This window comes from Ponticaulis profundi (assembly GCF_042659465.1).
Lineage (GTDB): Bacteria > Pseudomonadota > Alphaproteobacteria > Caulobacterales > Hyphomonadaceae > Ponticaulis > Ponticaulis profundi.
The window spans coordinates 1-23,931 of sequence record NZ_JBHSSW010000013.1 but is presented as its reverse complement, the minus strand read 5'-3'; the positions used below and the strand labels follow the sequence as shown (position 1 = coordinate 23,931).

Sequence of the window (23,931 nt, the reverse complement as noted above, 5' to 3'; positions counted from 1 at the left end):
GTCCGGAGCGACCAAGCGAAATTGGACTTAGTATGGCGAAAGACCTTTCAGATCTTCTGAACGGAGGCCCGGTTCTTCCGGCTTTGACGTGCACCAGCGCCAAACAGGTGTTTACACGCATGTCGGCAGCCATGGCCGCTGTGACGCATGTTCCTGAACGTGAAATTCTAAGCGCCATACTGGAGCGCGAGCAGCTCGGCTCCACGGCCGTGGGCCATGGTGTTGTGCTGCCGCACGCCCGACTGGAAGGTGTGACACAGCCGATTGGCGGCTTTGCACGCCTTCTGACGCCGGTTAATTTTGATTCGGTTGACGAACAGCCTTGCGACCTTGTCTTCATGCTTCTGGCACCGGATGGTGCTGGCGCAGATCATTTGCGCGCGCTTGCGAAAGTCGCGCGTGTCATGCGTCAGTCAGAGCTGCGCGATGAATTGCGATCTGCTGAAGATGAGCAGGAAATCCGCATGATTCTGGGCAATCAGGTGACCAGCACCGCCGCATGAATCGACTAACCATGTTTGGTTATTAAGACTATCTTGCGGGTGTTTTTTAAACTTCCAACAACCACCGGAGCGGTTTTTTAAACTGTTTGTGGTTCCCTCTGACAAAATACGTCAGGTGGGTAATGTTGGGAATTCCTCTTTCCGGGTATGAATTGGCAAATGCCGCAATGTTTATTGCGGGACTGGCAATTCTGGGGTTCGTTGTCATCCGGTTCCGAAATTTTGCGGGGCGGGGCCAATCGACCTCTTACAGTGATCGCAGCATTCTGAGCATGCTGATTGCGCAGCAGTTTTTCGGGCATGTTCTGCTCGTCCTACTGTTCACCGCCAATCCGCGCGAAATTCACATCACGGCAGGTGAGCTGGTCATTTTGTTGCTGACGGCGTCTGCCGGGGCGCTTGTGACCTTGTGGATGTCCAATGTGAAGCGCGATCGGATCATCCGCGCTGCGGCGGGTGCATGGGTCGTTTCGGTTTGTACGGTGCAAGGCGTGCTGACGTTGATGATGGCCTATCCGGTCAAGCCGACGACGATCGACATGACCTTTCTGTTGGCGACCGTTCTGCCGATTTGCGCCTTCTATGCCATTTTTCATTCGCGCCTGATTTACAAGAACCAAAGCCGCCTGACGCTGCTCGGTATTCCGCTTGTCGGACTGGCCTTTCCGGCCATTCAGCTCAGCCTGGTACATGGCATTCAGTTTGATGTCACGCAGTACGAAATGCTGTCCGATGTTGGTCTGGATGCGCGCCGACTGCAGTGTTTTCTCGCCATTTCAACGGTGATTGCCGTCAGCCTGACCTTTGTTACGGGCTCCGACCCTCGTCAGCACTGGCGCCGATATGCCGTGGCCGCTTTTCTGACGGCGCTGTTGTCGATCTCTGTGTTTCAGGCGACCGACTACTCGACCCGCCGATCAACGACGTATTTTGAACTGGCACGGCTGACCGAAACCCTCAACGCGCAACGCTCAGAACTGTTTGTGCAGGCGCAGGAGTATCAGGCGCGCGATCTGACAGAGATGTCGAGCTGGAAGGTGCCTTCGACCGTCTTCGAGCAAATCCAGAGCTTCTATGAGAACAAGACACGCGTTGAAGAACTGATCGCAAGTCCTTCAACAGCCGATGGCGTGCGCGAATTCTACTATTCGAACTTTGCTACGCATAATGGCGAGGATTCCGGCATTTCGCTGGCGGAAGAAATGGATCACTTCTACCAGTTTCTGAAGTCGAGCTTTGGCCTTCAGTCTCAGATCTCGGATTTTACCAAGGTTGAAGAGCTGCTTTTCGGAAGCCGTTTAAGCGAATTATCGCGCCGTGTTCTGGTACACGCCAAAGAGACAAATGACCTGCAGTTGCTGGTCCGCGACATGTCCCTGGTCGGTGGCATCTTCATCTTCGGCTTCATGGTGTTTGGTGTGTTCCTGCCTGCGCAGCGTTCCACCGTTGGCGCGCTCGATGAGTTGGAGGCGGAAAAGGCGCGTGTCTACAAGCTCGCGCTTTGCGCTGAGCACACGACCAAGGGCATCGTGCTGACCGACTGGCGTGGCCGGGTCACCTGGTGCAATGACGCCTTCTCTCAGATGAGTGGGTTTGCACCACATGAGCTTGAAGGCGTGCGCCTCGAAGACGTTATCAATCACCCGGATGCGGATGAAGATGTCATCCGGAGCGTCTCAGAAAACCTGCGTGACAACCGCACAGCCGATTACGAAATCCTCGCTATGCGCAAGAACGGTCAGGATTTCTGGCTCAGCGGCGCTGTGTCTCCTGTGTTTACAGATCGCCGGGTGCGTCAGTTTGTTCATGTCATTGAAGATGTTACCGAAGATCGTGCCATCCGCCAGCGACTGGCATCTGCACGCGCCGAATCAGACCGCCTGGCCCTGATTGCGCGTCACGCTTCGGATGGCATGGCGATCCTCGATACGAATTACTCTGTGGCATGGGTGAACCCATCCATGGAGAAGATGACGGGTTATTCGCTGGCTGAGATGTGCGATGTGCCGCTCAATATCATTCTGTCAGGCCCTGATACAAACCGCGAAAAGCTGGATCGTTCTGTGCGCGCGGTCACGAGCCATGTGCCGGTCAATGAAGAGCTGCTGATCTATCCGAAGTCCGGCGACCCATATTGGGTGGACGCGATCCACACGCCGATCTTTGAATCAGATGGTACCTATGCGGGCTGTGTGATTGTCCATCGCAACATCACCGAGCGCAAAAACCTCGAACTTGAGCTGATTGCGAGCCGCGATGAACTGGCCGCTCGCGTTGAAGAGCGTACCCAGACGATTATGAACCAGTCTCTGGAGCTGGAGAAAGCTCTGGCGTCCGAGCGTGAGCTGAACCGGATGCAGGCTGAGTTTGTGTCTATGGCAAGCCATGAGTTCCGAACACCATTGACCATTATCGATGGGGCTGCACGCCGGATTGAGAAGCGCGCTGACCGCCTTGCGCCAGACGAAATTCGAGAACGCGTTGGCACGATCCGGGCGACGGTCAAACGTATGACCATGCTGGTTGAGCGGACGCTGGATGCGACGCGTCTGTCGTCAGGACGTATCCGTCTGTCACCAGAGCCATTCAGCCTGAAGGATCTGGTGAATGAGGTTTGTACGCGCCAGAAGGAAGTGGCGACAACGTACACGATTGATGTCGATATTGATGAGCTTCCAACCAACATGTTCGGCGACGCCAAGCTGCTGGACAATGTGGTCACGAACATCATTTCGAATGCCGTGAAATATTCCGGCAAACGCAAATATGTGTCCGTGAAAGGGTTTGTTGAAGATCAGTATGCTACTCTGAAAGTCAGAGACACCGGGATTGGCATTCCGAAGGAAGAAATATCAAAAATCTTCCAACGCTTTTTCCGGGCTTCGACATCAACGGGTATTCCGGGGACAGGCATTGGTCTGAACCTCGTGAAAAGCCTGGTTGAGATGCACTATGGGGATGTCGAAATCGATAGTGTTGAAGGTGAATGGACCGAACTGACGCTTAAATTGCCGCTGAAGTCCCCATTGGACACAGCGCCGGGAGATACAGCGCCGGACACCCACCGCACCTTCGAAACGAACGAAGATGTGGCGTGAGGGAAAGATGAATACCAAACCGGAAACCAAAGAGAGCGTCATACCAATTCTGGACGCTGCGCATACGGCCGCCGAAGAGCTGAAGTTTCTTCGTGACCGTTTGTCCTTCGATACGCGTCATTCCTTCCGAACGCCTTTGACCGTGATTGACGGCACAGCCCGTCGCCTGGCACGCCGCGCGGAAACCATGTCACCGGATGAAGTCCGCGAACGCGTGCACACGATCCGTGCGACGGTTGAAAAGATGGTCGGGATTGTTGAGCGCTCGATTGAAATGTCCGAGCTGGCCTCCTGTGTGCAGGACCGCCCGCCGGCTACGTCTGAACTCAGCGAAGTCACGGCGAAGCTGATTGAAGAGTATAAGGATGCCAATCCGCATCTGAACTTCGTGTCCTGGTCGGAGGAAAGCGAGCCGCTGCAGGTCACTGACCGGCGCCTTGTGGAACTGGTGCTCGACAAGCTGTTCACGATCGGCGCGGATATCGTCAAGAACCACGGCCGACTGGACTTTCTCACCTGGTCGGATGGTCATGACGTTTCGCTGTCGCTGAAGGCCGTCTTTGAGGCGAGGTCGCTTGTCGATGTGAGTGAACTCTCCAATGTCCTCGCAGAAGAGGACAAGGCGCGCCTGAACATGCTCTGCCAGGGGACAGAGCTGAAGATTATCCGTTTGCTCATTGAGCAATACGGGGGGGAACTCGATGTCGATATGGACAATGATCGGGTGGAATTTGAAATCCATCTGCCCATAGAGACGCTTTCCGAAACGTCTGGCCCGGCCTTGATCCGACCACTCCCAGAACAGAATAAAGAAAACTAGGAGACGATGATGTCTGCTCGTATTGCTGTTATTGAAGACGAACTTGAGATCCGCGAACTGATTGTCGAAGAGCTGGAAGACGAAGGCTATGAGGTCGATACCGCGGCGAACGGCCGGGAAGGGCTGGAGATGATCCAGCGCTTCAAGCCGCAGCTCGTTCTTTCAGACATCACCATGCCGGAGCTGGACGGCTATGGCATGCTCGAAAACCTGCGCAACATGAAAGCGTTTCGATCAACGCCGATCGTTTTTCTCAGCGCGTTGGCTGACCGGCGCCACATCATTCAGGGCAAGAAGCTTGGCGTGGATGATTATGTGACGAAGCCGATTGATTTCGAGTTTCTGCTGGCGACGATTGAAGCGCGCCTGCGTGAAGTGGAGCGCATGACGATCGAGAAAGAAGAGCAGATGCTGAAGCTCTATAACTCGTTCATGTCCCGCCCTGAACAGGAACGCAGGGTGAAGCCCGCTCTGATCGTGGCGCAGGAATGGCTGGAGCTGGATGCAATCGAGAATGCACTGAAGAAACTCGGCGTTCCCTTTGTGCTGCATCATCGCGGCTCCAAGCTGGATTCCTATCTGCGTGAGAAAGCCTATTCCTCGATCTTCATTTCGCAGCATACGAACGACGTCTCGGCGAGCGATGCTCTGAAACAAAGCGAGCTGTTCGGATCAACGAATGTGCCGAAATACCTGGTGATCGAAGACTCCAAGGCCGCTCAGGATATGGGCCATTGGAGCTCTTTCAATCAGGTGATTTCACTGGATACGGCAAAAGAGGCTGACGTGAACGAAGTGATTGCGGCCCACGTTTAGGGCCGCATCACCGCTCAGGCTTTTACATCATTGGCATCTGGAAAAAGCCGCAGCAATGCGCCTTCGAGTGCGTCGCGGGTAAAAGGCTTTTCAATCGCTTCGGCACTTGGGTAGCGGTCTCTGAGTTTGCTCAGAGTTTCAAAACCGGATGCGAAAAGAAACGGAATATGCTGGTCTGTGAGACGTGCAGCAATGTCTTCGCTGGTGCCATCCCCCAGACGGATATCCAGCATGGCGTATTGAATACCGTGGCGATCGAGAATTTCGAGCGCTTCGGCATTCGAACTGGCAAGGTGAACACTTTGTGCGCCAAGCTCAAGAAGCATTTCCTGAGCATCAAGCGCAATGACTAGGTTGTCCTCAACAATCAGGACATTGCCCTTCAATTGATTCGACATAGAGATACGAACTCGCGGGCGTTGGACACTCTCCCCAGTATAGGAAGAATGTTCAGGACTTAGACGCCTGAAGGTCTGTCGCCAAAGTATCGTTAAAACATCCGCCCGTAATTAACTGAGATTAAAACTTATGTTTTTTCCTCAGTATTAATGCAGTTACAAGCACTAAAGCGTTGAAAGCATTCAATCTTCAGGCAGCCAGCTGAAATCGAGCTGCTGGTATCGGTCGTTGAAATCGACGAGTTCAGCAAGCTTTTTCTCATCCAGAATGCGGATGAACTGACCACGGCGTGCGAGCAATCCACGGTCTTCCAGTCGACCAAGCGTACGGCTGACATGAACACTCGTTAGGCCAGTTGCATCACCAATCTGCTGCTGGCGCAGCGGGCAGTGAAACTGATCATAGATCTGATCATTCATCAGGCGCAGGCGTGCAAGCGTCTGCAGCAGGAAGAGCGCCAGGCGCGCTTCGCCGTCATTGCGGCGACTGATCATGACCCGATCAGAGATGATCGCCTGTTCAATCGCGCCGAGTGCCATCATGAGTGCCGAAATACGCGGGCTTTCATTGAACACGTTATTCAGGTGTTCGCGCGGAAAACGGCAGACCTTGAGATTGCTTTCCGCAAGGCAGTTATTTTTGACCTGTTTGAAGGCAAGATTTTCAAAGCCTACGATGTCTCCTGGGTGAAGGATCTGGGAGATGCTCATGCGCCCGTCTGGCAATTGCTTGCGACAGCTGACCCAGCCTTCATTCAGGATGATCAGATCGCGCACAGGCTCGCCCTCATTGAGGAGGAGGGTGCCAGCCGGTACAGATGTCACGTTTTCTTCCAGGCGCGCCAGAAGGGCTTCCTGTCTGTTGTTAATGGGCGCAAGCCTTAAAAGCTTGGCACCAAGACAGGTGTTGGTCTCCAGACACGGCTGATCGTCAAAGCTATGATAGTTCTTATCCATGCCGATAAAATGCGCAATTCGGGCACAGGTTTCCTAATTCGCTAAGTTCGCAGCATTGAAAATCTTTATGATTTGCCGCGGGAACCGGGCGCTAATCTCATCGATTATGTAGGGTTTTGCCGAATTTACCGGTCTTCCGGGTCGATGCCGTCGTTCAGGCGCGCGCGCAATTCCTTGCCGGCTTTGAAGAACGGGACATATTTTTCTTCAACCTCGACAGACTCACCTGTCCGCGGATTGCGACCCACGCGCGCATCACGTTTGCGAACAGAAAAGGCGCCAAAGCCCCGCAGTTCGACGCGATTGCCGCTTTCGAGTGCTGTTGCGATCTCATCCAGAATGACATCGACCACGCGCTCCAGGTCATGAGGACGCAGGTGCGTGTTTTCGTCTGCAAGTTTCTGAACGAGTTCTGATCTCAGCATATCTGAGACCATAAACGATTTCGCGGCAAAGCCAAAGGACTTTGCCGCGAACAGAAGGTACTTTTCTTCAGAATGATCGAAATCGATCACACGTTGAGAAGACTATGTGCGTTTACTCGTCGCCTTGCTTCAGAGCTGCGCCGAGGATGTCGCCGAGAGACGCGCCGGAGTCAGCTGAGCCGTACTGTGCGACTGCTTCTTTTTCTTCCTCGATTTCGAGCGCCTTGATGGACAGAGACACACGACGGCTTGCGCGGTCGAAGTTTGTGACTTTTGCGTCCAGCGAGTCGCCAACGGCGAAACGCTCTGGGCGTTGCTCGGAACGATCGCGGGAAAGGTCAGAACGACGGATGAAGGATTTGAGGCCGTCACCGAATTCGACTTCGATACCGCCAGAAGCAACTTCCGTAACCGTACAGGTAACTGTAGAGCCTTTGCGGATGTCGCTACCCGTCATCGGGTCGTCGCCAAGCTGCTTGATGCCGAGAGAGATACGTTCTTTGTCGACGTCCACTTCGAGGACCTTAACTTTGACGGTGTCGCCCTTGTTATAGTCTTCGATTGCTTCTTCGCCTGGACGGTTCCAGTCGATGTCGTTGATGTGAACCATGCCGTCGAGTTCCGGGCCGAGGCCAACGAACATACCGAATTCGGTGATGCCGCGAACTTCGCCTTCGATCTCGCTGCCAGTTGGGTTTTCAGCGATGAACGCTTCCCAAGGGTTGTCGAGGCACTGCTTGAGGCCGAGCGAGATGCGACGCTTCTCGGAATCCACGTCGAGGACCATGACGTCCACTTCCTGAGATGTGGAGACGATTTTGCCTGGGTGCAGGTTTTTCTTCGTCCAGGACATTTCTGAAACGTGGATGAGGCCTTCAACACCGTCTTCGAGCTCAACGAATGCGCCGTAGTCAGTGATGTTCGTGATGCGGCCTGTGTAGCGTGCGCCAACAGGGTATTTCGCTTCAACACCATCCCATGGGTCCGACATGAGTTGCTTCATGCCGAGAGAGATACGTTGCGTGTCTGGGTTGATCTTGACGATCTGAACCTTGACGGTTTCGCCAACAGCAACGACCTGGCTTGGGTGCGAAATACGCTTCCAGGACATGTCTGTGACGTGGAGGAGGCCGTCAATGCCGCCGAGGTCAACGAACGCACCGTAATCGGTGATGTTCTTGACGACGCCTTCGCGAACGTCACCTTCAGCCAGTTCGCCGACGATCTCAGCGCGTTGCTCTGCGCGGCTCTCTTCGAGAACGGCACGACGAGACACAACGATGTTGCCGCGTGGACGGTCCATTTTCAGGATCGCGAACGGTTGAACCTGGTTCATCAGCGGGCCGACGTCACGGATTGGACGGATATCAACCTGAGAACCTGGGAGGAAGGCGTTGACGCCGCCCAGATCAACCGTGAAGCCACCTTTGACGCGGCCAACAATGGCGCCGTCTGCAGGCTCTTCTTTGGCGTGGAGTTTTTCGAGGCGGGTCCAGGCTTCTTCGCGGCGTGCTTTGTCGCGCGACAGAACAGCTTCACCGAGCGCGTTTTCGATGCGCTCCAGGTAAACTTCAACGAGTTGGCCAACTTCTGGCTTCGTTGTGTCCTGGTAGAATTCTTTGAGAGGGATGCGGCCTTCGGTTTTCAGACCAACGTCAACGATGACGGCGTCGTTTTCGACTGAGACGACAGTCGCAGGAATAACGCGTCCTTCTTGCATTTGGCTGCCAGCGAAGCTGGCATCGAACATGGCCGCGAAATCGTCGCGGGTAGGGTTGAGAGATTCAGCAGTAGACATTCAGACTCCAAAAATCATTCAATGTTGGCCGGCCGGTTGTTTCCGACGGTCATTGCCGCACCATGCGGCGTCTACATGGTTCAAGATGTCGTCGACCTGTGGTCCGCGTTTTGGGATTTCAGAGCATGCCGAGGCGTGTTCTAAGAACGCGAAAGGCTAGCCCTGACACGGTCGACTATGTGTCGGGCCTCTTCCTTGGCCGCGTCTATAGACAAATGTGACGTATCTAGCAAGTGGGCATCGTCTGCCGGGCGCATTGGCGCGACGTCGCGCGTGCGGTCTCTTTTGTCCCGCTCTTCCAGCTGCTCGAGCATTTCATCAACGGTGATTGGATCACCCTTGGCGTTCAGTTCTGCAACCCGGCGCTCGGCACGTGTACGGATATCGGCATCAACCCAGATTTTGACGTGGGCTTCCGGGCAAACCACAGTGCCAATGTCACGTCCGTCCAGAACGGCGCCGCCATCCTGAAACGCGAATTCGCGCTGAAGCTCAAAGAGCGCCTTGCGAACCTTCGGATAGGCGGCAACTTTCGATGCCGCCTGGCCGACCTCAGCTGTTCGCAGATCGGCTTCGTCAAATTCGGCGAGATTGAGCGTTTCTGCCTTGTCTGCCAGTGCGTCTTCATCATCCAGAGCGACGGATGTTTTCAGGGCGAGCGCTGCCAGCGCACGATAAAGAAGACCAGTATCGAGATGAGGCAGTTCATATTCGCTCGAGAGAAAGCGCGCGAGTGTGCCTTTGCCGGAGGCAAGGGTGCCATCAATGGCGATGATAAGGTTGGGCATATCCGTCATGTGCTGCACGAAGGCCTTCTGCAAAGCTGCAAATGCTGCAGCATTCCGCGTGACCGGTAAGATCACAAGCTAAGTATGGTGTGCATATTCGCTTACGGAATGAACTGCAAACCTGCGCACAGCATATGACGTTCTTTTTCGAAGCGAGCTATTGGTTAGGTGTATTGCCCGGCCCAGACCATGCTCGGATGTTCCTGGCACCGCTTTACCCAATCCCTGATGATCGGATTTTCCGGAAGCAGGTGAGGGGCCCAAAGATAAGGGGACGATATCAGTAGGTCAGCTGCGCTGAAGCCATCGCCCATGATCCACGGCCCGCGTGATAATCCGCGTTCGATAGATGCGTGGATCTCATCCAGCCCTCGAAAGGTTGAAACGAAAACGGGGTTGCCCTGAACGTTCATGAAGTTGCCGACGATCACCGGCTCTATGACGCCGCTATAGTAAGACAGCCAGCTCAGATATTCCCCGCGACCGGTTTCGCCAATCTGAGGCCCTAACGGGCTTTTGAAATGGTCGGTCAGATACAGCATGATCGCGGAGGATTCGCGGATCATCTCTCCATTATGTACCAGAAGCGGTACTTTCTTCTCCGGGTGCGGGTTTGTGTCGTCGGGAAGGTCGTTTCCCTGCTGACGGGATATGGTGACCGTTCTGATATCGATTTCGTCCAGCTTGCCCATAGCGTGAACCAGCGCAACGACACGTGTCGAGCGACTATTCGGTGCATGATAAAGTGTCAGCACGTCATTCCTCCTTCTTTAGGATCTTTCCGCTATCAGGAGGCTGCTGACACCATACTGTCAGGAGTGTTTAGGCTTCCCGAATATCAGCGCCCAGTGTTCGCATATGCTGGAAAAACTCCGGATAGCTTGTCGCGATCATGGCAATGTCATCTACGCCGACAGGTTCTTGCGAAGCGGTGCCCATGATCAGAGCAGACATGGCGATACGGTGATCGTGCATGGTGTCGACCACGCCGCCGCCCGGCACCTTTCCGTTACAGCCCTGTATGACAAAACCATCCGGCAGTTCGTCTGCTTCCACACCATTGGCACGCAGCATGTTCACTGTAGCGGTAATGCGATCGGACTCCTTCACGCGGAGTTCTTCTGCGCCCGTGATGCGTGTTTCGCCTTCTGCGAAGGCGGCGAGGACCGCATAGATCGGGAACTCGTCAATCATCGCTGCGGTGAGTTCCTGACCGGGAATGGCGCGTTTGACGCGTCCTGAGCCTGTTACCCGGACGGTCACAACTTCTTCGCCGGAAATCGTGTGACGCTCCAGATCCTCAAGTTCGGCCATGTCATAGGCCAGTTTGAGAAGGCCCGCGCGGGTTGGATTGGTCATGATGCCTTCAATGGTCACGTCAGCATCCGGTGAAATCATGCCGGCTGCAAACAGAAAGGCAGCAGAGGAGGGGTCTCCGGGAACGGTAAAGTCGACAGGCGTCAGAGACTGGCCGCCGACAATTGAAATGTTCTGGCCCTCGCCCACGGCTTCCTGCGTCAGTTCAATACCAAAGCCTTCCAGCATGCGTTCTGTGTGGTCGCGTGTCTTGCGCGCCTCGCGGACAATTGTGGTGCCCTTCGCGTTCAGGCCAGCCAGCAGGATAGCTGACTTTACCTGAGCGGAGGCATGAGGTGGGGTATAATCAATCGCCTGCAGGTCAGACGATCCGATCAGCGTGAGGGGGAGGCGGTCCGGGTCTTCGCCTTTGACATCTGCGCCCATGGATTTGAGCGGGTCGAGCACGCGTGCCATCGGGCGGGAGCGCAGGCTCTCATCGCCGGTCAGGTCAACGCGGATCGGGAAGCCCGCCATGGCCCCCATCATCAGACGCGAGCCTGTGCCGGAATTTCCAAAATCAATGCGGTCGTCTGGCTGGGAATAGCCGCCCGTGCCGATTACTTCCCAGGTATACGGCGCAATTTGCTTGACGTTTGCCCCCAAAGCCCGACAGGCTTCACCTGTGCGCAGAACGTCATCGCCTTCCAGAAGTCCGGAGATAACAGACCGGCCGGAAGCAAGCGCGGCAAACATCAGTGCACGATGTGAGCAGGATTTATCGCCAGGGGGTAAAATTCGTCCTGAAAGACGCGAAACCGGATTTGAAATCCACACCATATTGATTTTGACCTGCAGTTTGTAACAAAACTGCTTTGACAGGGCGAGGTGATCATGGCAAGCGCTCGCCCCAATCGAAATAAAACAAGACTGATCGTGTAAGGGGGCCGCTGTGCCGAAAAAAGATCTTGGAACGAAACGGACCTGCCCGGAAACGGGAAAGAACTTCTACGACCTGAACAAGGATCCAATCGTTTCGCCTTATACGGGCAAGGAATATCCTATCTCCTTCTTCGAGGAGGTCACGCCCACACCTGACAAAGCGCCACGTGGTTCATCCAAGCCGGAAGATCCGGAAGATGATGAGGACGACGAGGACGAGGATGATGTTGTCGAGGACGTTGCGAAGAAAAGCGACGATGATGACGACGACGAAGAAGAAGACGATACGCCTGAAATCGACGAAGTCGACAAAGACGCGCCAATTCCGACAAGTGGCGACGATGACGATGATGACGATTCATCTGGCGGCGTTCCAGAAGGCTTCTCCGAAGACAATATGGACGATGATGACGTCCTGCTCGACGATGACGAAGATGACTTCGATCTTGATGACGATGTTGACGTTGATATCGACGATGATGACGATGTTCTCGGAGATGACGACGACGACACGAATTAATACGTTGAGCCCATGAATTTGGGCTTGATCGTGTCTTGATTTCGGCGTACTGCTCGCCGCTCAAAATCGGGGCTATAGCTCAGTTGGGAGAGCGCTTGAATGGCATTCAAGAGGTCAGCGGTTCGATTCCGCTTAGCTCCACCATTTTCCCAAATACGCACATGCACAAAATGTTAGGATATTAACCATAGATTGCTGCAAAAGCGGTCTGGTTTTGTCAGAACATGTGTGTTATTTGCCACATATCGGGTGCGCATCTTTCTAGACGATGCACTCGATGCGTAGAGTAGCGTAGAGTACAGGGCGTCCCTTATGGGGCGCCCTTTTTCTTTCCCGGCACAAATACGTCCGGTTAGGTATCTGAATTTTCTGTAATATTTCCCGGCCGGTCAGTTCGGCGCTTTGCGCGGGTCCGACTTCGGAGCAGGGGCGAGGCGCAGCACTTCGGTCTGGTAACGCTCATCATCGCCTGACACGAGGAAGTGTGCTGCACGTGCACAAGCATCGAGCAGTGCATCGCGCCAAAGTAAATCAGATTTGGGAAAATCGGCGAGCACATAGGGCATGACTTTGGACTTGTCGCCCGGGTGCCCCACGCCCATACGGGCGCGTCTGATATTGGCCCCCATATGATTGATGATGGAGCGCAGGCCATTATTGCCGGAATGACCGCCGCCCTGTTTCATGCGGAAGCGGCCCGGCGCAAGATCAATCTCGTCGTGGAAGACAACGACATCCTCTGCGCCAAGCTTGTAGAAGCGTGCCGCTTCAGATACCGCCCGACCCGTTTCATTGTAGAAAGTCTGAGGTTTGATGAGCAGCACTTTCTGGGGGCCATTGTCAGTCTGGATCGTGCCTTCGCTGATCTGAGACTGAAATTTGGATTTCCATGGACCAAAGCCATGCTGGCGCGCGATTTCGTCGAGTGCCATGAAACCGAAATTATGGCGGTTTCCAGCATATTTGTCGCCGGGATTACCCTGTCCGAGCAGAATCAGCATGGGAGGATCAACCTGTTTTCGTGAGAACCAGTTACGGAATATAGCCATGGCAGGGCTTATGGCCTGAAATCGGACATGAAAAAAGGGCCAGGCTCAGCCTGACCCTTTCGAATGAGATACGAAACCGACTTATTCTTCGGTTTCTTCTTCACCTTCTTCACCTTCGTCGCTGTCTGTTTCAACAGCGCCACCACGGCTTGCGATTGTTGCAATCGTGAAGTCGCGATCGGTGATGGTTGGGCTTGCGCCTTTTGGAAGGGTGATGTTCGAGATTTTGACGTTGTCGCCAATGTCGAGGCCTGTGACGTCTGCAACGAGCTCTTCAGGAATAGAACCAGCTGGAACGTTGATTTCAACTTCGTGACGAACGACGTTGAGAACACCGCCGCGCTTGAGGCCTGGAGACGCTTCTTCATTGATGAAGTGAACTGGCACTTCAACGCTGATGACCTGGTCTTCGTCAACGCGGTACAGGTCGACGTGCTCTGGATTATCGGTGACCGGGTGGAACTGGATGTCCTGACAGATCACGGATTGCTTGTCGCCTTTGTGGTCGATTTCGATCATGTGCGCCAGGAACTTGCCTGAGTTCAGCGCTTTGATCACTTCGTTGAATTTGAGAGCAATTGAAACGGGGCCGAGTTTGCCGCCGTAAAGAATGCCTGGAACGAGGCCCTGACGACGTGCTTCACGAGCGCCGCCTTTACCAGTGCGCTCACGCACTTCAACTGAGAGAACGAGATCTGCCATATCAATATCCTTTGCCCTGAGGTCCGCCCCGGCCCATCCGGGGTGACAACCTGACCGACACGCGCTTCTGTGGCGCGGAAGCGGTGGCTATACGGGAGAGGCGTCGAAAAGGCAATGGCGAAAGCCTATCCAATCGGGATAGGCGCCACACCAAACATATAAACGTGGGCGCCCATAACGAAAATACCAGTCAGGAGACCGCCTATGATGACGGCAATCGCATCCCATAGCGCGCTTGGTGGCTTCGGTTCCGTGAGGGGCCGTTTCTTGATCGAGATGCGCACCAGGACGGCCCAGACGAGAAAGCTTCCGAATAGAATAAAGGATGTCAGGTCCCAGTTCACCAGCAAATGCCCAAGAGCCCAGAGCTTAACGCCAACCAGTTGGGGGTGCTTCAGTGTTTTCTGGATGAAGCCACGCGGCAGACTTCCAGCCACTGCCAGGATCAGCGCGATCGGTATCAGCACGGCATTGATGTGCTTCAGCGCGGTGGGCACCGTTCCAAAATAAATCGTACTGGATTGTGCTTGCGGATAGTCCATCACCAGAGGCACGAAGAAGGCCAGCGAGAACAGGGCATATAGCCCTTTCCAGGACATCTCACCGATTTTAGCGATGACACGGATACGAACCCCCGGGGCGAAGGCCCGAACGGAATGGATGCCCAGAAATCCGAAAAGTCCGATCAGAAACATGACCATGTCTTCACTCCCCAGTCTATGAAGCGATCATCGCACAAAGCCGCCCGGGCTCAAAGCTACCAGTTTGTGTCAGGACTGTCCGGGCGGGCGCTCGTACAGATTGACGGTTTCGTCACTGAAGGGAACTTCGCGTTTGAATTTGAAGCCCAGTGAAAACGCGATTTTCTCCGATGCTTTGTGATCGACATCAATGATGCATTGGGATGGGAAATACCGATCCTGCGACAGAGCCCAGCTCATGGCCGCCTGCATGGCTTCCTTTGCAACGCCTTTTCCCCAATAGGCTGGGGTGATGCCCCAGCCTGCTTCCGGAATCATGGGCAGAGCTGGTGTGATCTCGGCGCGGCGCGCGAGCGCAAACCCGCACTCGCCAACATATTGTCCGGACTGTCTGTCTTCGATGGACCAATAGCTGTAGCCAAACATGGCCCAGGCGCCGATATTCTTCTGAAGATTGGTCCAGACTTCGCCGCTGGATCGCTTTCGATTGCCGATGAAGCGGACATATTCGGTGTCCTGCCACATGGCGTATAGCGGTTCGAAGTCTGCAGCTTTCGAGGCCCGCAAACGCAGGCGCTCGGTTTCGACAACCGGGATATCTGAAGGTGCACGTCCCGGCAGGGTATACATAGGGCTGACCTAGTCGAACATTTTCGAAATGCTCTCATCGTTCGCGATGCGACGAATGGCTTCGCCAATCGTTTTCGAAACCGTGAGAACGCGAACGCTGTCTGAATTCAGCGCCGTTTCGGTTGGTGCAATCGTGTCGGCGATCACAATCTCGTCCATGACGGAGTTTTCGATACGCTCGACGGCACCGCCGGACAGAACACCGTGCGTGACATAAGCCGATACGCCGCAAGCGCCTTTTTCCTTCAGCGCAGCTGCCGCATTGCAGAGCGTGCCGCCGGAATCACACATATCGTCGAAGAGAATACAATGACGTCCGTCGACTTCACCGATGATGTTCATGACTTCGCTGACGCCCGCTTTCGGACGGCGTTTGTCGACGATGGCCAGATCACAGTCCAGACGCTTGGCGAGAGAACGGGCGCGAACAACGCCGCCAACGTCCGGGGAGACGATCATCACATTGTCAGCGTCATAATGCTCACGAATGTCGCGTTCCATGACCGGCGTCGCAATCAGATTGTCCGTTGGCACATCGAAGAAGCCCTGGATCTGACCAGCGTGGAGATCCATGGTCAGGACCCGGTCTGCGCCTGATGTTGCGATCAGATTGGCGACCAGCTTGGCAGAAATTGGCGTCCGACCGTCGGTTTTGCGATCCTGACGGGCATATCCGAAATAAGGAATGACGGCTGTGATGCGAGCGGCAGAGGCGCGGTTCAGCGCATCCATCGCAATGAGCAATTCCATCAGATGGTCATTGGCCGGGTAGGAGGTCGACTGGATGACGAAGACGTCTTCGCCGCGTACATTTTCATTGATGCGGACGAACACTTCATTGTCGGCAAAGCGACGGAATTCCGTGTTTGTGAGCGGGATGTCGAGATATTCCGCAATGCGCTGTGCCAGAGGCTCGTTTGCGGTGCCTGAGATCAGTTTCATAAGCCGGAACGCCTTTCCAACCGGGAGCAATTTGCCTGCCTTTTAGGGCAAAGAGGAATTGGCGCAACCTTGATCCCATGATTTTTCTTCGCACTTTATCGCAGCATGATCACAGATGCGTTTCGTCCGTAATCGGATTGGTTTTCGTTAACCCGCCAACGATTTGAAAAATAACGGTTTGGTTGCGAGAGTGTATCCTGCTCGACACATTGAATATTTTCTACGCCGCGATGGCGAAGTGTCTGTTTACAATAGCCCCAGATGTCGAACTGGCTGCGGTCTCCTGCGCCGGGGGTGAAATGGGCTTCACTCCAGGGATGCTTTTCGATGAAGGGTGCTTTCAGATCCGGGCCAACTTCAAAGGAGTCCGGTGACAGGCTGGGGCCGAGTGCTGCGCAAATACGTTCAGGTTTGGCGCCCAGTCGCATCATCGCCGAGAGGGTGGAATCGATGATACCCGCCAGTGCGCCTTTCCATCCGGCATGCGCCGCGCCAACGACGCCGGCGTCAGCATCTGCAAACAATACCGGGGTGCAGTCTGCCGTGAGAATGCACAATGCAATGCCCGGCGTATTGGTCACCATCCCATCACCTTGCGGGCGTTTGAGGCCTGTGAACGGGCCAGTCACCTTGTAAACGGTGGATGAGTGAATCTGATAAAGCGACATCAGATGGTCAGCGTCTTTTGCGCCGATATGCTTCGCAATGCGCGAGCGGTTTTCCGCCACTCTCAACGGATCATCATCTGAACCCGGCCCCGCATTCAGGCTGCTGTAGAGGCCTTCTGACACGCCGCCTTCACGCCCGTAAAAGCCGTGAGAGACGCTGCTCAGCGACGAAAGATTATCGGCAGAGGTGACGGGCAATTCGATTGTCATCGCACCAGATTAGCTTGGCTTGTGTGCGTCGTCACGGGTGAAAAACATGATCTTTCTGAGGCATTTGTTCAAAGCTGCCATGCGTTTCGGACGCGCGTTCTAAGGGCTGCGCTGGCCAGGCGGTGTTCAATGAAGGCGTGGATCGGCATAAGCAGCCAGAACTGACCTTCATCGCCGAAGCGGACCGATTTTACCTCTGATCTGGTGATCTCAAGTGTTCCGAACCAGGTCGGTAACCCACTGGCGCTTGGGTAGCAGGTCAGATTTTCAACGCGCTCAGCCGGAAGCATCAATCCGAACTCTTCATGAAGTTCGCGAAGGCCTGTCGTGGGAGGGTCTTCGCCCGGTTCGCGTTCACCGCCGGGCAGATCCCATGTGCCGGGGTGGGGAATGTCCGGCTTGTCATCCCGCAGATAAACAAGAAGGTCCGGGCCGCAATGAACGGCGAGCTTCGTGCCACCAAAGGCGTCGCCATTCCAAGTCATCACCGTCTCTCCTGCGTCTGCGTTTTGTCATAGCAACGCAGGCGAGGAGAGAGGTCAATCAGCTGATCAGGTTTCGATCTTCCGTTTGAAGGCATCGCCATAATCGACGGCAACATCATAGTCCGGGTCTTCGAGGACTGAGATCTCAACCATGTCGCCAGCTTTTTCGAGCAGCTTCACACAGGCCGGAGACAAATGGCGCAGGTGAAGCTTCTTGCCCGCCGCCTTGTACTTGGCAGCCAGCGCATCAATTGCTTCCAGACCGGAGTGATCGACCACACGTGAATTGATGAAGTCGACAACCACGTCTTCAGGATCGTTCTGTGGATCAAAGAGATCCGCAAAGCCGGTTGTGGAACCAAAGAAGAGCGGGCCTTCAATCCGGTAGACTTTCCAGCCTTCCTTACTGATGCCGACACCGGCATGGATGCGGCTTGCAGCATTCCAGGCATAGCTCAGGGCCGACATGATCACGCCGACAACAACCGCGACCGCGAGGTCAGAGAACACGGTCACCAGCGTCACCGTGATGATGACGATAGCGTCGTTGAGCGGGATTTTGTGCATGATCTTGATGGAGCGCCAGGCGAATGTGCCAATGACGACCATGAACATGACACCGACAAGTGCAGCCACAGGGATTTGTTCAATCAGCGGCGCTGCAAACAGGATGAAGGACAACAGGAACAGGGCTGCTGCGATGCCTGCGATACGCATGCGCGCGCCGGATTTCACGTTGATCATGGACTGGCCGATCATGGCGCAGCCACCCATGCCTCCAAAGAACCCTGTGACGATGTTGGAGGCACCCTGCGCCACACATTCCTTCGATGCACCGCCGCGTGTGTCAGTCATTTCTGACACGAGGTTGAGGGTCAGAAGGCTCTCGATCAGGCCGATGGCGGCGAGAATGATTGAATACGGGAGAATGATCTCGAGTGTTTCGAGATTCAGAGGCACCATTGGAATGTGGAATTCCGGCAGCCCGCCGGAAATGGATGCCAGGTCGCCGACGCTGCGGGTTTCAAGGCCGAGACCGATCACGATCGCGGACACTGCCAGAATGGCTGCCAGAGGCGCTGGAATAATCTTCGTGACCTTTGGCAGCAGCCAGATGATGAGCATGGTCAGGCCTACAAGGCCCAGCATCACCGCAAGTTCCGGCACAGGAAGCCATTCGCCGCCGCCAATGCCGTGGCCACCGCCTTCACCTGCGAGCTTGAACTGGCCAAGCTGTGCCAGGAAGATCACGATGGCGAGGCCGTTTACGAAGCCCAGCATGACCGGGTGAGGCACCATACGGATGAATTTGCCCCACCGCAGAAGGCCGACGACCACCTGAATAATGCCCATCAGAACGACCGTCGCGAAGAGATACTCAACGCCGTGTTCTGCCACCAGATGCACCATGACAACGGCCAGCGCGCCTGTTGCACCGGAGATCATGCCGGGACGTCCGCCAAATACAGCGGTGATCAGTCCGACAAAGAAAGCGGCATAGAGACCGACCAGCGGGTTCACCCCGGCGACGAACGCAAACGCGACGGCCTCTGGTACAAGCGCCAGAGCGACGGTCAGGCCGGCCAGCAGTTCGATCTTGATACGATTAGGGGTCAGCTTGATAGGCGTAGGATTGGGTATGGCCTCGGCGCGTGCGGACAAGGTCGTCTCCGATACATAGATTGTTTGCTTTTTCGAATACGGGTCGCGACGCGTCAGCCCCAACCACGCGATGAATTCCCGCGCTTGATAGCCAAGTTCCCGCACTGCAGCAAGTCAAAGGCGTCGATATGTTTCTCTGATTGAAATCCGGCCAATTGCTGCTAACGATTTTATCTGTGGTGATGGAAGGGGAAGCAGATGGGATTTCCTGAAGCGATAAAATTGTTTTTCTCGAACTATGTGCAGTTCAATGGACGCTCGCGCCGATCAGAATTCTGGTGGCCGTGGTTGCTGCACATCATTGTTATCTTTCCGACGCTGGGGTTGGGCGTGGTCATGCTCGAAAGTTCGAGCGGCGACGCAAACGCCCTCGCGATTATCCTGGTCAGCCTTGGCGCGCTATATTTCCTTGCCGTCTTTATTCCGAATATCTCGCTCAGCGTGCGCCGACTGCATGACCTCAACCTGACAGGCTGGATTTATCTCGGCCTGGTTATCGTCGGTTATATCCCCATTGTCGGGATCATCTCGAATATTGCTATGATTGTGATCGGCGTGGTGCCCGGCACCAAGGGACCGAATAAATACGGCAGCGATCCCAAAAACCCGGATGGGGATATTATCGACGTCTTCGAGTGATGCCGTTTTTTTAAAAGCCTGCGGGTGTGCCGAGGCCCTCTGACGACAGACAGATGGCCTTGAAGCGCGTGCCGAGATCTGCCGGATCAACCAGCCGTTTCGCGCTTTCGAAGATCTCCTGCGCCCGGTCAGGATGGGCTTTCACGAGTTGCTGCATGCGAAGTTCGGCCCCCAGTGCCAGGAGGAAGGCGCTCTGGGTTACGGCGCCATAGACCACGAGGCCAGCCTTTTCGGCCTGACGACGCAACTCCGAGAAATCGACATCGACCGTCAGATCGCATTCACCGGGCGCAGCCAGCGGATCAACCTGTTTGCCGAGGCGAAACGCTCGCAATGTGTCCTCGGCAGGATGATCATCGGGGCCATAGTCAAAGATCAGCGCCCGCAGCGGCTGCGTCTTTTTCAAATGTGCAGCTAGGCTCAGCGCGAAGGTCTCAAGACCGGGCTGAAGTTCCACGCCCGTCTGATCATGCTGATCAAACTGCGGTGTGTTGTCGTCAGATTTATCGATTCCCCAGATCAGCTCATCATCTTTCGCGCCAACCTTGCGCTCATGCCATTTATTGCCGTCGGCTTTGACGAACTGGCGCACGGGCAGGCAGTCCAGAAACTCATTGGCGACGATCAGCGCGGGCTGGTCGGGTAGCTCATCCAGCACACTCAGATATTTCGGCGCGTGTTCGGCCAGGCGCTCGGTCTGGATCTTTCGCAGCGCAGGGCTGGCTTCGATCAGATAAAGCTCCATGGCTTCCAGACAGGCGCGTCCGTCGCTGTTCTGAGCCATGGCGTGCAGGGCATCCACCATCAGCGTTGCGCGGCCGGGACCAGGCTCGATCAGAGAGAATGGCGCCGGGCGGCCAAGACCGATCCATTCATGAACCACCCACAGACCGATCAGCTCTCCGAAGATCTGGCTGATTTCAGGCGCGGTGGTGAAGTCTTCGCCGAGGCCGGGGCGGGTGGCGTAATAGCCTTCCTTCGGATCATGCAGGCAGGTTTGCATATAGAGCGAGACGGGCATGGGCCCGTCCGCACGTATCATGCGCAGCAAGCGGTCTTTCAGTGCCAAAACCTACTCCGTTGGCTCGGTCTGTGTGGCCGGAACTTGCGCCTTGTTGGACCGCAGGATGAGGAACAGTCCGATCAGGATCATCGGAATGGAAAGCAGTGTCCCCATGGTGATCCAGTCCGGCAGGCCATCAACAAACGGATCCGGCAGACGGAAGCGCTCGGCGATTGAGCGCGCGATGGCGTAGCCGAGCAGGAAGACGCCGGTGACCATGCCCGGGCGCTTCAGCGCACCAAACCACCAGATCAGAGCGGCAATGATAATGAAAAGCACAACCCCCTCAAGGCCCGCCTCATAAAGCTGGCTCGGGTGACGCGGCATTTCACTGCCATTGTAGACCCATTCCTGATTGGCCCAGTCAAAGGCCTGTGGAGGTCCGCCCGAACCATACCCTTCCGGGAAGATCATGCCGACCGGCGCAGATGTATGTCGCCCGTAAAGCTCGGCATTGATGAAATTGGCACAGCGTCCCAGCATCAGGCCGATTGGCGTCGCCGCAGCCGCGATATCGGTCATCCGCAGAAGCGGAATCTTATGCGTCCGGCAGACGTGCCAGGTGGCCAGTCCAACGCCGATCAGACCGCCATGAAAGGCCATCCCGCCTTCCCAGATCTTGAGAACCATCAGCGGGTTCTGAGCGATAGCGTCGAACTGATAGGGAATTTGGTAAAAGAGGATATAGCCGATCCGGCCGCCCAGAATGACGCCGAGTGTCGCCCAGAACAGGAAGTCGTCGATCACGTCGACACTGGCAGGGGAGGTGCCGCCGAACAGGCGAGGCCGCTTTACGAGCGCGACAGCATAACGCCATCCAAGGACCAGACCGATAATATAGGCCATTGCATACCAGAGGATATTGATCGGTCCGAGTGTCAGACTGCCCAGCGAGAACTGCGGGATGGAGATAATTGCGGGGTATATCTCCGGAAAATTGAGAGCGGCGCTCATTTGTCCTCTTTTCCTGACCCGTGTTAAGGGCCACATAGACTGCAGAATCCATGAAAGCGGTATGCCCGCCCATTTATGCCGGAAGGAGTAATCGAATGGCACAAGGAAATCCACTCCTCGATGACATGGCAAAGGTCATGACTGGCATGATGGATGCCGCACAGTCAGTTGGCGAAGAAGCCAAGACGGCGATGCGTGCACAGGGCGACAAATTTGCAGCGGAAATGGACCTTGCGCGCCGCGATGAAGTGGAAGCGCTGAAAATCCTCGCACAGACAGCTCTGCAGCGTGTGGAAGAGCTCGAAAAGCGTGTGATCGAACTGGAAAACCAAGCTTCCAAGTGAGGCTTGTCGACCACACCGGATAATTAATCCACAGCGCAGCTGCGGACAGAGTTTGAGACGTTGTGTCGACTCATGTTAGCGCGGATTCAACGGGAGTCCCCCCGCATTCTGGCAAGGGAGGCCGATGATGACGCTTGGTGTGTCTACCCCATTGGACAACATGGAAAACTCGCTCGACCTGGTTGAGCGCATTCTCGAGGATGCGGACTGGTCTTACGAGCGTGACGGCTATGGTTCGGTGCATTGTATCGCGCCGTCTCGCTGGGGCGATCTTGGCGGCGTGTTTACGGTGCGTGATGATCCCATCGCCCTGCATTTTTCGGTCACGCTGGATGTGAAGCCGACCCCGTCTCGGCGAAATGAATTGAATGATCTGATGATGCAGATCAATGAACGCATGACGTTGGGCTATTTCGACTACTGGCCGGGTGATGATCTGATCATCTTTCGGCACACAATCGGCATGGCCGATTGGAGCGAGCCGGAAGAAGCAGAAGTGTCTGCGATCATCGGTGCATCCATGGCGGCTGTTGAAAAATACACCCCAAGCATGAACTACGTTATCTGGGCTGGCAAAACGGCATCTGAAGCCATGGAAGTCGCGCTGTTTGAAACGGTGGGCGAGGCGTAAACGCTTCGTCTCTTCAGGTGCATCGAACATAAACGCGTTTTGTCCACCAAAAGTTTCTGCCCAAATTGGAAACATTGTCTTTCGTTATTGTTTCCTTGTTTGAAAAAGAAATCGGTCCAAATTCTCCATCGAACGCCAGCCAATCCCGACAGCTCTCACCGAGCGGGTTTGGTGAAGAGCTGGCGAACGAATTTGGAGATTTATTATGCGTTTCAACAAACTTGGTCTTGCGACTGCGCTCCCGATGATTGCTGGCATGGCGTTGCTGCCAATGTCTGCAAATGCGGAACCAGAAACATACACATTCGATCCGACGCACACAGCGATCGTGTTTCAGATCGACCATTTCGGTTTTTCTGCACCAACCGGCAAATTCATGAATGTTGAAGGTGAACTGGTTCTGGACGAAGAAGATCCGGCTGCCAGCTCTGTCAAAGTGACGATCCCGGTCGCAAAACTCGAAACGGGCGTGCCAGATCTCGATGAGCACCTGAAAACAGCTGATTTCTTCGACGTTGAAACCTACCCAACGGCGCTGTTCGAAAGTGAATCTGTCGAACTGACGGGCGAAGAAACCGCTAAAGTCACCGGTAACCTCACCCTGCACGGGATCACAAAACCCGTGATCCTGGATGTTGAATTGAACAAAATCGGCGAAAACATGTTTGGTAAGAAGACAGCCGGTTTCAGCGCGACAACAACGATCAAGCGTTCTGACTTCGGCATGACCACCTATCTGCCAGGTCTTGGCGATGAAGTGACAATCGAAATCGAGAGCGAAGCTAACCTCTGAGGCTTCGCATCGAGAACGGCCCGCCCTCGCGTCCCCACCCCCCCACCCAGCTGGGCGGGTCGTTTCCTCCCAACTCTCCCTGCAATTGCTTGCCTCC

The 23,931-nt window shown here is 55.1% G+C and carries 26 protein-coding genes and 1 tRNA gene; 10 read left to right on the top strand and 17 right to left on the bottom strand.

Going from position 1 to position 23,931, the window contains the following annotated elements; genetic code table 11:
* The first annotated feature begins 32 nt into the window (after positions 1–32).
* The 4 genes from ACFQDM_RS11535 to ACFQDM_RS11520 all read left to right on the top strand — a co-directional run bounded on the left by ACFQDM_RS11535 (position 33) and on the right by ACFQDM_RS11520 (position 5,237).
* Entirely contained in the window at positions 33–503 is a 471-nt protein-coding gene (locus tag ACFQDM_RS11535; RefSeq protein WP_377379185.1) for a PTS sugar transporter subunit IIA, read from the top strand.
* A 122-nt stretch (positions 504–625) separates the two neighbouring features.
* Complete coding sequence (locus tag ACFQDM_RS11530; protein ID WP_377379183.1) at positions 626–3,601, top strand: sensor histidine kinase; 2,976 nt, start codon at positions 626–628, stop codon at positions 3,599–3,601.
* A gap of 7 nt (positions 3,602–3,608) precedes the next feature.
* Positions 3,609–4,421: a sensor histidine kinase gene (locus tag ACFQDM_RS11525; protein WP_377379182.1), complete on the top strand. Its 813-nt coding sequence runs from the start codon at positions 3,609–3,611 to the stop codon at positions 4,419–4,421.
* Positions 4,422–4,430: 9 nt separating this feature from the next.
* The gene (locus ACFQDM_RS11520; RefSeq protein WP_377379180.1) at positions 4,431–5,237 is read left to right on the top strand and encodes a response regulator transcription factor; all 807 of its coding nucleotides are present in this window, start codon (positions 4,431–4,433) and stop codon (positions 5,235–5,237) included.
* Between the two features lie 14 nt (positions 5,238–5,251).
* Here ACFQDM_RS11520 and ACFQDM_RS11515 read toward each other — a convergent pair whose 3' ends face one another.
* From ACFQDM_RS11515 to aroA, 7 genes are all read right to left on the bottom strand, one after another.
* Entirely contained in the window at positions 5,252–5,635 is a 384-nt protein-coding gene (locus ACFQDM_RS11515; RefSeq protein WP_377379178.1) for a response regulator, read from the bottom strand.
* A gap of 183 nt (positions 5,636–5,818) precedes the next feature.
* The gene (locus tag ACFQDM_RS11510) at positions 5,819–6,592 is read right to left on the bottom strand and encodes a Crp/Fnr family transcriptional regulator (protein ID WP_377379176.1); all 774 of its coding nucleotides are present in this window, start codon (positions 6,590–6,592) and stop codon (positions 5,819–5,821) included.
* Between the two features lie 125 nt (positions 6,593–6,717).
* Complete coding sequence (locus ACFQDM_RS11505) at positions 6,718–7,017, bottom strand: integration host factor subunit beta (protein WP_377379291.1); 300 nt, start codon at positions 7,015–7,017, stop codon at positions 6,718–6,720.
* Between the two features lie 112 nt (positions 7,018–7,129).
* Positions 7,130–8,815 (bottom strand): 30S ribosomal protein S1, encoded by a 1,686-nt coding sequence (rpsA, locus tag ACFQDM_RS11500; protein WP_377379174.1) that lies wholly within the window; start codon positions 8,813–8,815, stop codon positions 7,130–7,132.
* 140 nt (positions 8,816–8,955) lie between these two features.
* Positions 8,956–9,603 carry a (d)CMP kinase gene (gene cmk, locus ACFQDM_RS11495; RefSeq protein ID WP_377379173.1) on the bottom strand — a complete coding sequence of 216 codons (648 nt, stop codon included), beginning with the start codon at positions 9,601–9,603 and terminating at the stop codon, positions 8,956–8,958.
* Between the two features lie 164 nt (positions 9,604–9,767).
* Entirely contained in the window at positions 9,768–10,358 is a 591-nt protein-coding gene (locus ACFQDM_RS11490; RefSeq protein ID WP_377379171.1) for a glutathione S-transferase family protein, read from the bottom strand.
* Positions 10,359–10,425: 67 nt separating this feature from the next.
* Positions 10,426–11,739 carry a 3-phosphoshikimate 1-carboxyvinyltransferase gene (gene aroA / locus ACFQDM_RS11485; protein WP_377379169.1) on the bottom strand — a complete coding sequence of 438 codons (1,314 nt, stop codon included), beginning with the start codon at positions 11,737–11,739 and terminating at the stop codon, positions 10,426–10,428.
* 112 nt (positions 11,740–11,851) lie between these two features.
* Here aroA and ACFQDM_RS11480 point away from each other — a divergent pair, with 112 nt between their 5' ends.
* Positions 11,852–12,361, top strand: a complete 510-nt coding sequence (locus tag ACFQDM_RS11480) for an FYDLN acid domain-containing protein (RefSeq protein ID WP_377379167.1) — start codon at positions 11,852–11,854, stop codon at positions 12,359–12,361.
* 68 nt (positions 12,362–12,429) lie between these two features.
* Positions 12,430–12,505 (top strand) — tRNA-Ala (locus ACFQDM_RS11475).
* Positions 12,506–12,750: 245 nt separating this feature from the next.
* On the opposite strand, the gene pth is transcribed toward ACFQDM_RS11475, so the two are convergent.
* From pth to ACFQDM_RS11435, 8 genes are all read right to left on the bottom strand, one after another.
* Complete coding sequence (gene pth, locus ACFQDM_RS11470) at positions 12,751–13,362, bottom strand: aminoacyl-tRNA hydrolase (RefSeq protein ID WP_377379289.1); 612 nt, start codon at positions 13,360–13,362, stop codon at positions 12,751–12,753.
* Between the two features lie 129 nt (positions 13,363–13,491).
* Positions 13,492–14,112 (bottom strand): 50S ribosomal protein L25/general stress protein Ctc, encoded by a 621-nt coding sequence (locus ACFQDM_RS11465; protein ID WP_377379165.1) that lies wholly within the window; start codon positions 14,110–14,112, stop codon positions 13,492–13,494.
* 125 nt (positions 14,113–14,237) lie between these two features.
* Entirely contained in the window at positions 14,238–14,813 is a 576-nt protein-coding gene (locus ACFQDM_RS11460; RefSeq protein WP_377379164.1) for an NnrU family protein, read from the bottom strand.
* A gap of 69 nt (positions 14,814–14,882) precedes the next feature.
* The gene (locus ACFQDM_RS11455; protein WP_377379162.1) at positions 14,883–15,443 is read right to left on the bottom strand and encodes a GNAT family N-acetyltransferase; all 561 of its coding nucleotides are present in this window, start codon (positions 15,441–15,443) and stop codon (positions 14,883–14,885) included.
* Between the two features lie 9 nt (positions 15,444–15,452).
* Positions 15,453–16,385, bottom strand: coding sequence for a ribose-phosphate pyrophosphokinase (locus ACFQDM_RS11450; RefSeq protein WP_377379160.1), 933 nt, complete (start codon positions 16,383–16,385; stop codon positions 15,453–15,455).
* A 95-nt stretch (positions 16,386–16,480) separates the two neighbouring features.
* A complete protein-coding gene (gene pgeF / locus ACFQDM_RS11445; RefSeq protein ID WP_377379158.1) occupies positions 16,481–17,263 on the bottom strand; it encodes a peptidoglycan editing factor PgeF in 783 nt (260 codons plus the stop codon).
* Between the two features lie 68 nt (positions 17,264–17,331).
* Entirely contained in the window at positions 17,332–17,748 is a 417-nt protein-coding gene (locus ACFQDM_RS11440) for an NUDIX domain-containing protein (RefSeq protein ID WP_377379156.1), read from the bottom strand.
* A 66-nt stretch (positions 17,749–17,814) separates the two neighbouring features.
* A complete protein-coding gene (locus ACFQDM_RS11435) occupies positions 17,815–19,410 on the bottom strand; it encodes a SulP family inorganic anion transporter (RefSeq protein ID WP_377379154.1) in 1,596 nt (531 codons plus the stop codon).
* Between the two features lie 198 nt (positions 19,411–19,608).
* On the opposite strand from ACFQDM_RS11435, the gene ACFQDM_RS11430 reads away from it, so the two are divergent.
* Positions 19,609–20,049, top strand: a complete 441-nt coding sequence (locus ACFQDM_RS11430; RefSeq protein WP_377379152.1) for a DUF805 domain-containing protein — start codon at positions 19,609–19,611, stop codon at positions 20,047–20,049.
* A 10-nt stretch (positions 20,050–20,059) separates the two neighbouring features.
* Here the strand turns inward: ACFQDM_RS11430 and ACFQDM_RS11425 are convergent, their stop codons facing one another.
* Together ACFQDM_RS11425 and lgt are read right to left on the bottom strand one after the other, a co-directional pair.
* Positions 20,060–21,118, bottom strand: a complete 1,059-nt coding sequence (locus ACFQDM_RS11425; protein ID WP_377379151.1) for a class I SAM-dependent methyltransferase — start codon at positions 21,116–21,118, stop codon at positions 20,060–20,062.
* Between the two features lie 3 nt (positions 21,119–21,121).
* Positions 21,122–22,066, bottom strand: coding sequence for a prolipoprotein diacylglyceryl transferase (gene lgt / locus ACFQDM_RS11420; RefSeq protein ID WP_377379149.1), 945 nt, complete (start codon positions 22,064–22,066; stop codon positions 21,122–21,124).
* 95 nt (positions 22,067–22,161) lie between these two features.
* Between lgt and ACFQDM_RS11415 the strand changes: the two genes are divergently transcribed.
* The 3 genes from ACFQDM_RS11415 (at position 22,162) to ACFQDM_RS11405 (ending at position 23,834) form a co-directional block, all read left to right on the top strand.
* Entirely contained in the window at positions 22,162–22,410 is a 249-nt protein-coding gene (locus ACFQDM_RS11415; RefSeq protein ID WP_377379147.1) for an accessory factor UbiK family protein, read from the top strand.
* A gap of 127 nt (positions 22,411–22,537) precedes the next feature.
* Positions 22,538–23,041: a type III secretion system chaperone family protein gene (locus ACFQDM_RS11410; protein WP_377379145.1), complete on the top strand. Its 504-nt coding sequence runs from the start codon at positions 22,538–22,540 to the stop codon at positions 23,039–23,041.
* Positions 23,042–23,246: 205 nt separating this feature from the next.
* The gene (locus tag ACFQDM_RS11405) at positions 23,247–23,834 is read left to right on the top strand and encodes a YceI family protein (protein WP_377379143.1); all 588 of its coding nucleotides are present in this window, start codon (positions 23,247–23,249) and stop codon (positions 23,832–23,834) included.
* The last annotated feature ends 97 nt before the right edge of the window (positions 23,835–23,931 follow it).

Excerpts from the sequence above, each read along its gene's own strand:
- aroA (WP_377379169.1), bottom strand. The coding sequence starts at position 11,739 with ATGGTGTGGATTTCAAATCCGGTTTCGCGTCTTTCAGGACGAATTTTA.
- rpsA (WP_377379174.1), bottom strand. The coding sequence starts at position 8,815 with ATGTCTACTGCTGAATCTCTCAACCCTACCCGCGACGATTTCGCGGCC.
- ACFQDM_RS11430 (WP_377379152.1), top strand. The coding sequence starts at position 19,609 with ATGGGATTTCCTGAAGCGATAAAATTGTTTTTCTCGAACTATGTGCAG.
- ACFQDM_RS11440 (WP_377379156.1), bottom strand. The coding sequence starts at position 17,748 with ATGACTTGGAATGGCGACGCCTTTGGTGGCACGAAGCTCGCCGTTCAT.
- ACFQDM_RS11410 (WP_377379145.1), top strand. The coding sequence starts at position 22,538 with ATGACGCTTGGTGTGTCTACCCCATTGGACAACATGGAAAACTCGCTC.
- ACFQDM_RS11450 (WP_377379160.1), bottom strand. The coding sequence starts at position 16,385 with ATGAAACTGATCTCAGGCACCGCAAACGAGCCTCTGGCACAGCGCATT.
- ACFQDM_RS11530 (WP_377379183.1), top strand. The coding sequence starts at position 626 with ATGTTGGGAATTCCTCTTTCCGGGTATGAATTGGCAAATGCCGCAATG.
- cmk (WP_377379173.1), bottom strand. The coding sequence starts at position 9,603 with ATGCCCAACCTTATCATCGCCATTGATGGCACCCTTGCCTCCGGCAAA.
- lgt (WP_377379149.1), bottom strand. The coding sequence starts at position 22,066 with ATGAGCGCCGCTCTCAATTTTCCGGAGATATACCCCGCAATTATCTCC.
- ACFQDM_RS11465 (WP_377379165.1), bottom strand. The coding sequence starts at position 14,112 with ATGGCAGATCTCGTTCTCTCAGTTGAAGTGCGTGAGCGCACTGGTAAA.
- ACFQDM_RS11520 (WP_377379180.1), top strand. The coding sequence starts at position 4,431 with ATGTCTGCTCGTATTGCTGTTATTGAAGACGAACTTGAGATCCGCGAA.
- ACFQDM_RS11515 (WP_377379178.1), bottom strand. The coding sequence starts at position 5,635 with ATGTCGAATCAATTGAAGGGCAATGTCCTGATTGTTGAGGACAACCTA.
- ACFQDM_RS11405 (WP_377379143.1), top strand. The coding sequence starts at position 23,247 with ATGCGTTTCAACAAACTTGGTCTTGCGACTGCGCTCCCGATGATTGCT.
- ACFQDM_RS11415 (WP_377379147.1), top strand. The coding sequence starts at position 22,162 with ATGGCACAAGGAAATCCACTCCTCGATGACATGGCAAAGGTCATGACT.
- ACFQDM_RS11535 (WP_377379185.1), top strand. The coding sequence starts at position 33 with ATGGCGAAAGACCTTTCAGATCTTCTGAACGGAGGCCCGGTTCTTCCG.
- ACFQDM_RS11460 (WP_377379164.1), bottom strand. The coding sequence starts at position 14,813 with ATGGTCATGTTTCTGATCGGACTTTTCGGATTTCTGGGCATCCATTCC.
- pgeF (WP_377379158.1), bottom strand. The coding sequence starts at position 17,263 with ATGACAATCGAATTGCCCGTCACCTCTGCCGATAATCTTTCGTCGCTG.
- ACFQDM_RS11525 (WP_377379182.1), top strand. The coding sequence starts at position 3,609 with ATGAATACCAAACCGGAAACCAAAGAGAGCGTCATACCAATTCTGGAC.
- ACFQDM_RS11455 (WP_377379162.1), bottom strand. The coding sequence starts at position 15,443 with ATGTATACCCTGCCGGGACGTGCACCTTCAGATATCCCGGTTGTCGAA.
- ACFQDM_RS11505 (WP_377379291.1), bottom strand. The coding sequence starts at position 7,017 with ATGCTGAGATCAGAACTCGTTCAGAAACTTGCAGACGAAAACACGCAC.
- ACFQDM_RS11510 (WP_377379176.1), bottom strand. The coding sequence starts at position 6,592 with ATGGATAAGAACTATCATAGCTTTGACGATCAGCCGTGTCTGGAGACC.
- pth (WP_377379289.1), bottom strand. The coding sequence starts at position 13,362 with ATGCTGATTCTGCTCGGACAGGGTAATCCCGGCGACAAATATGCTGGA.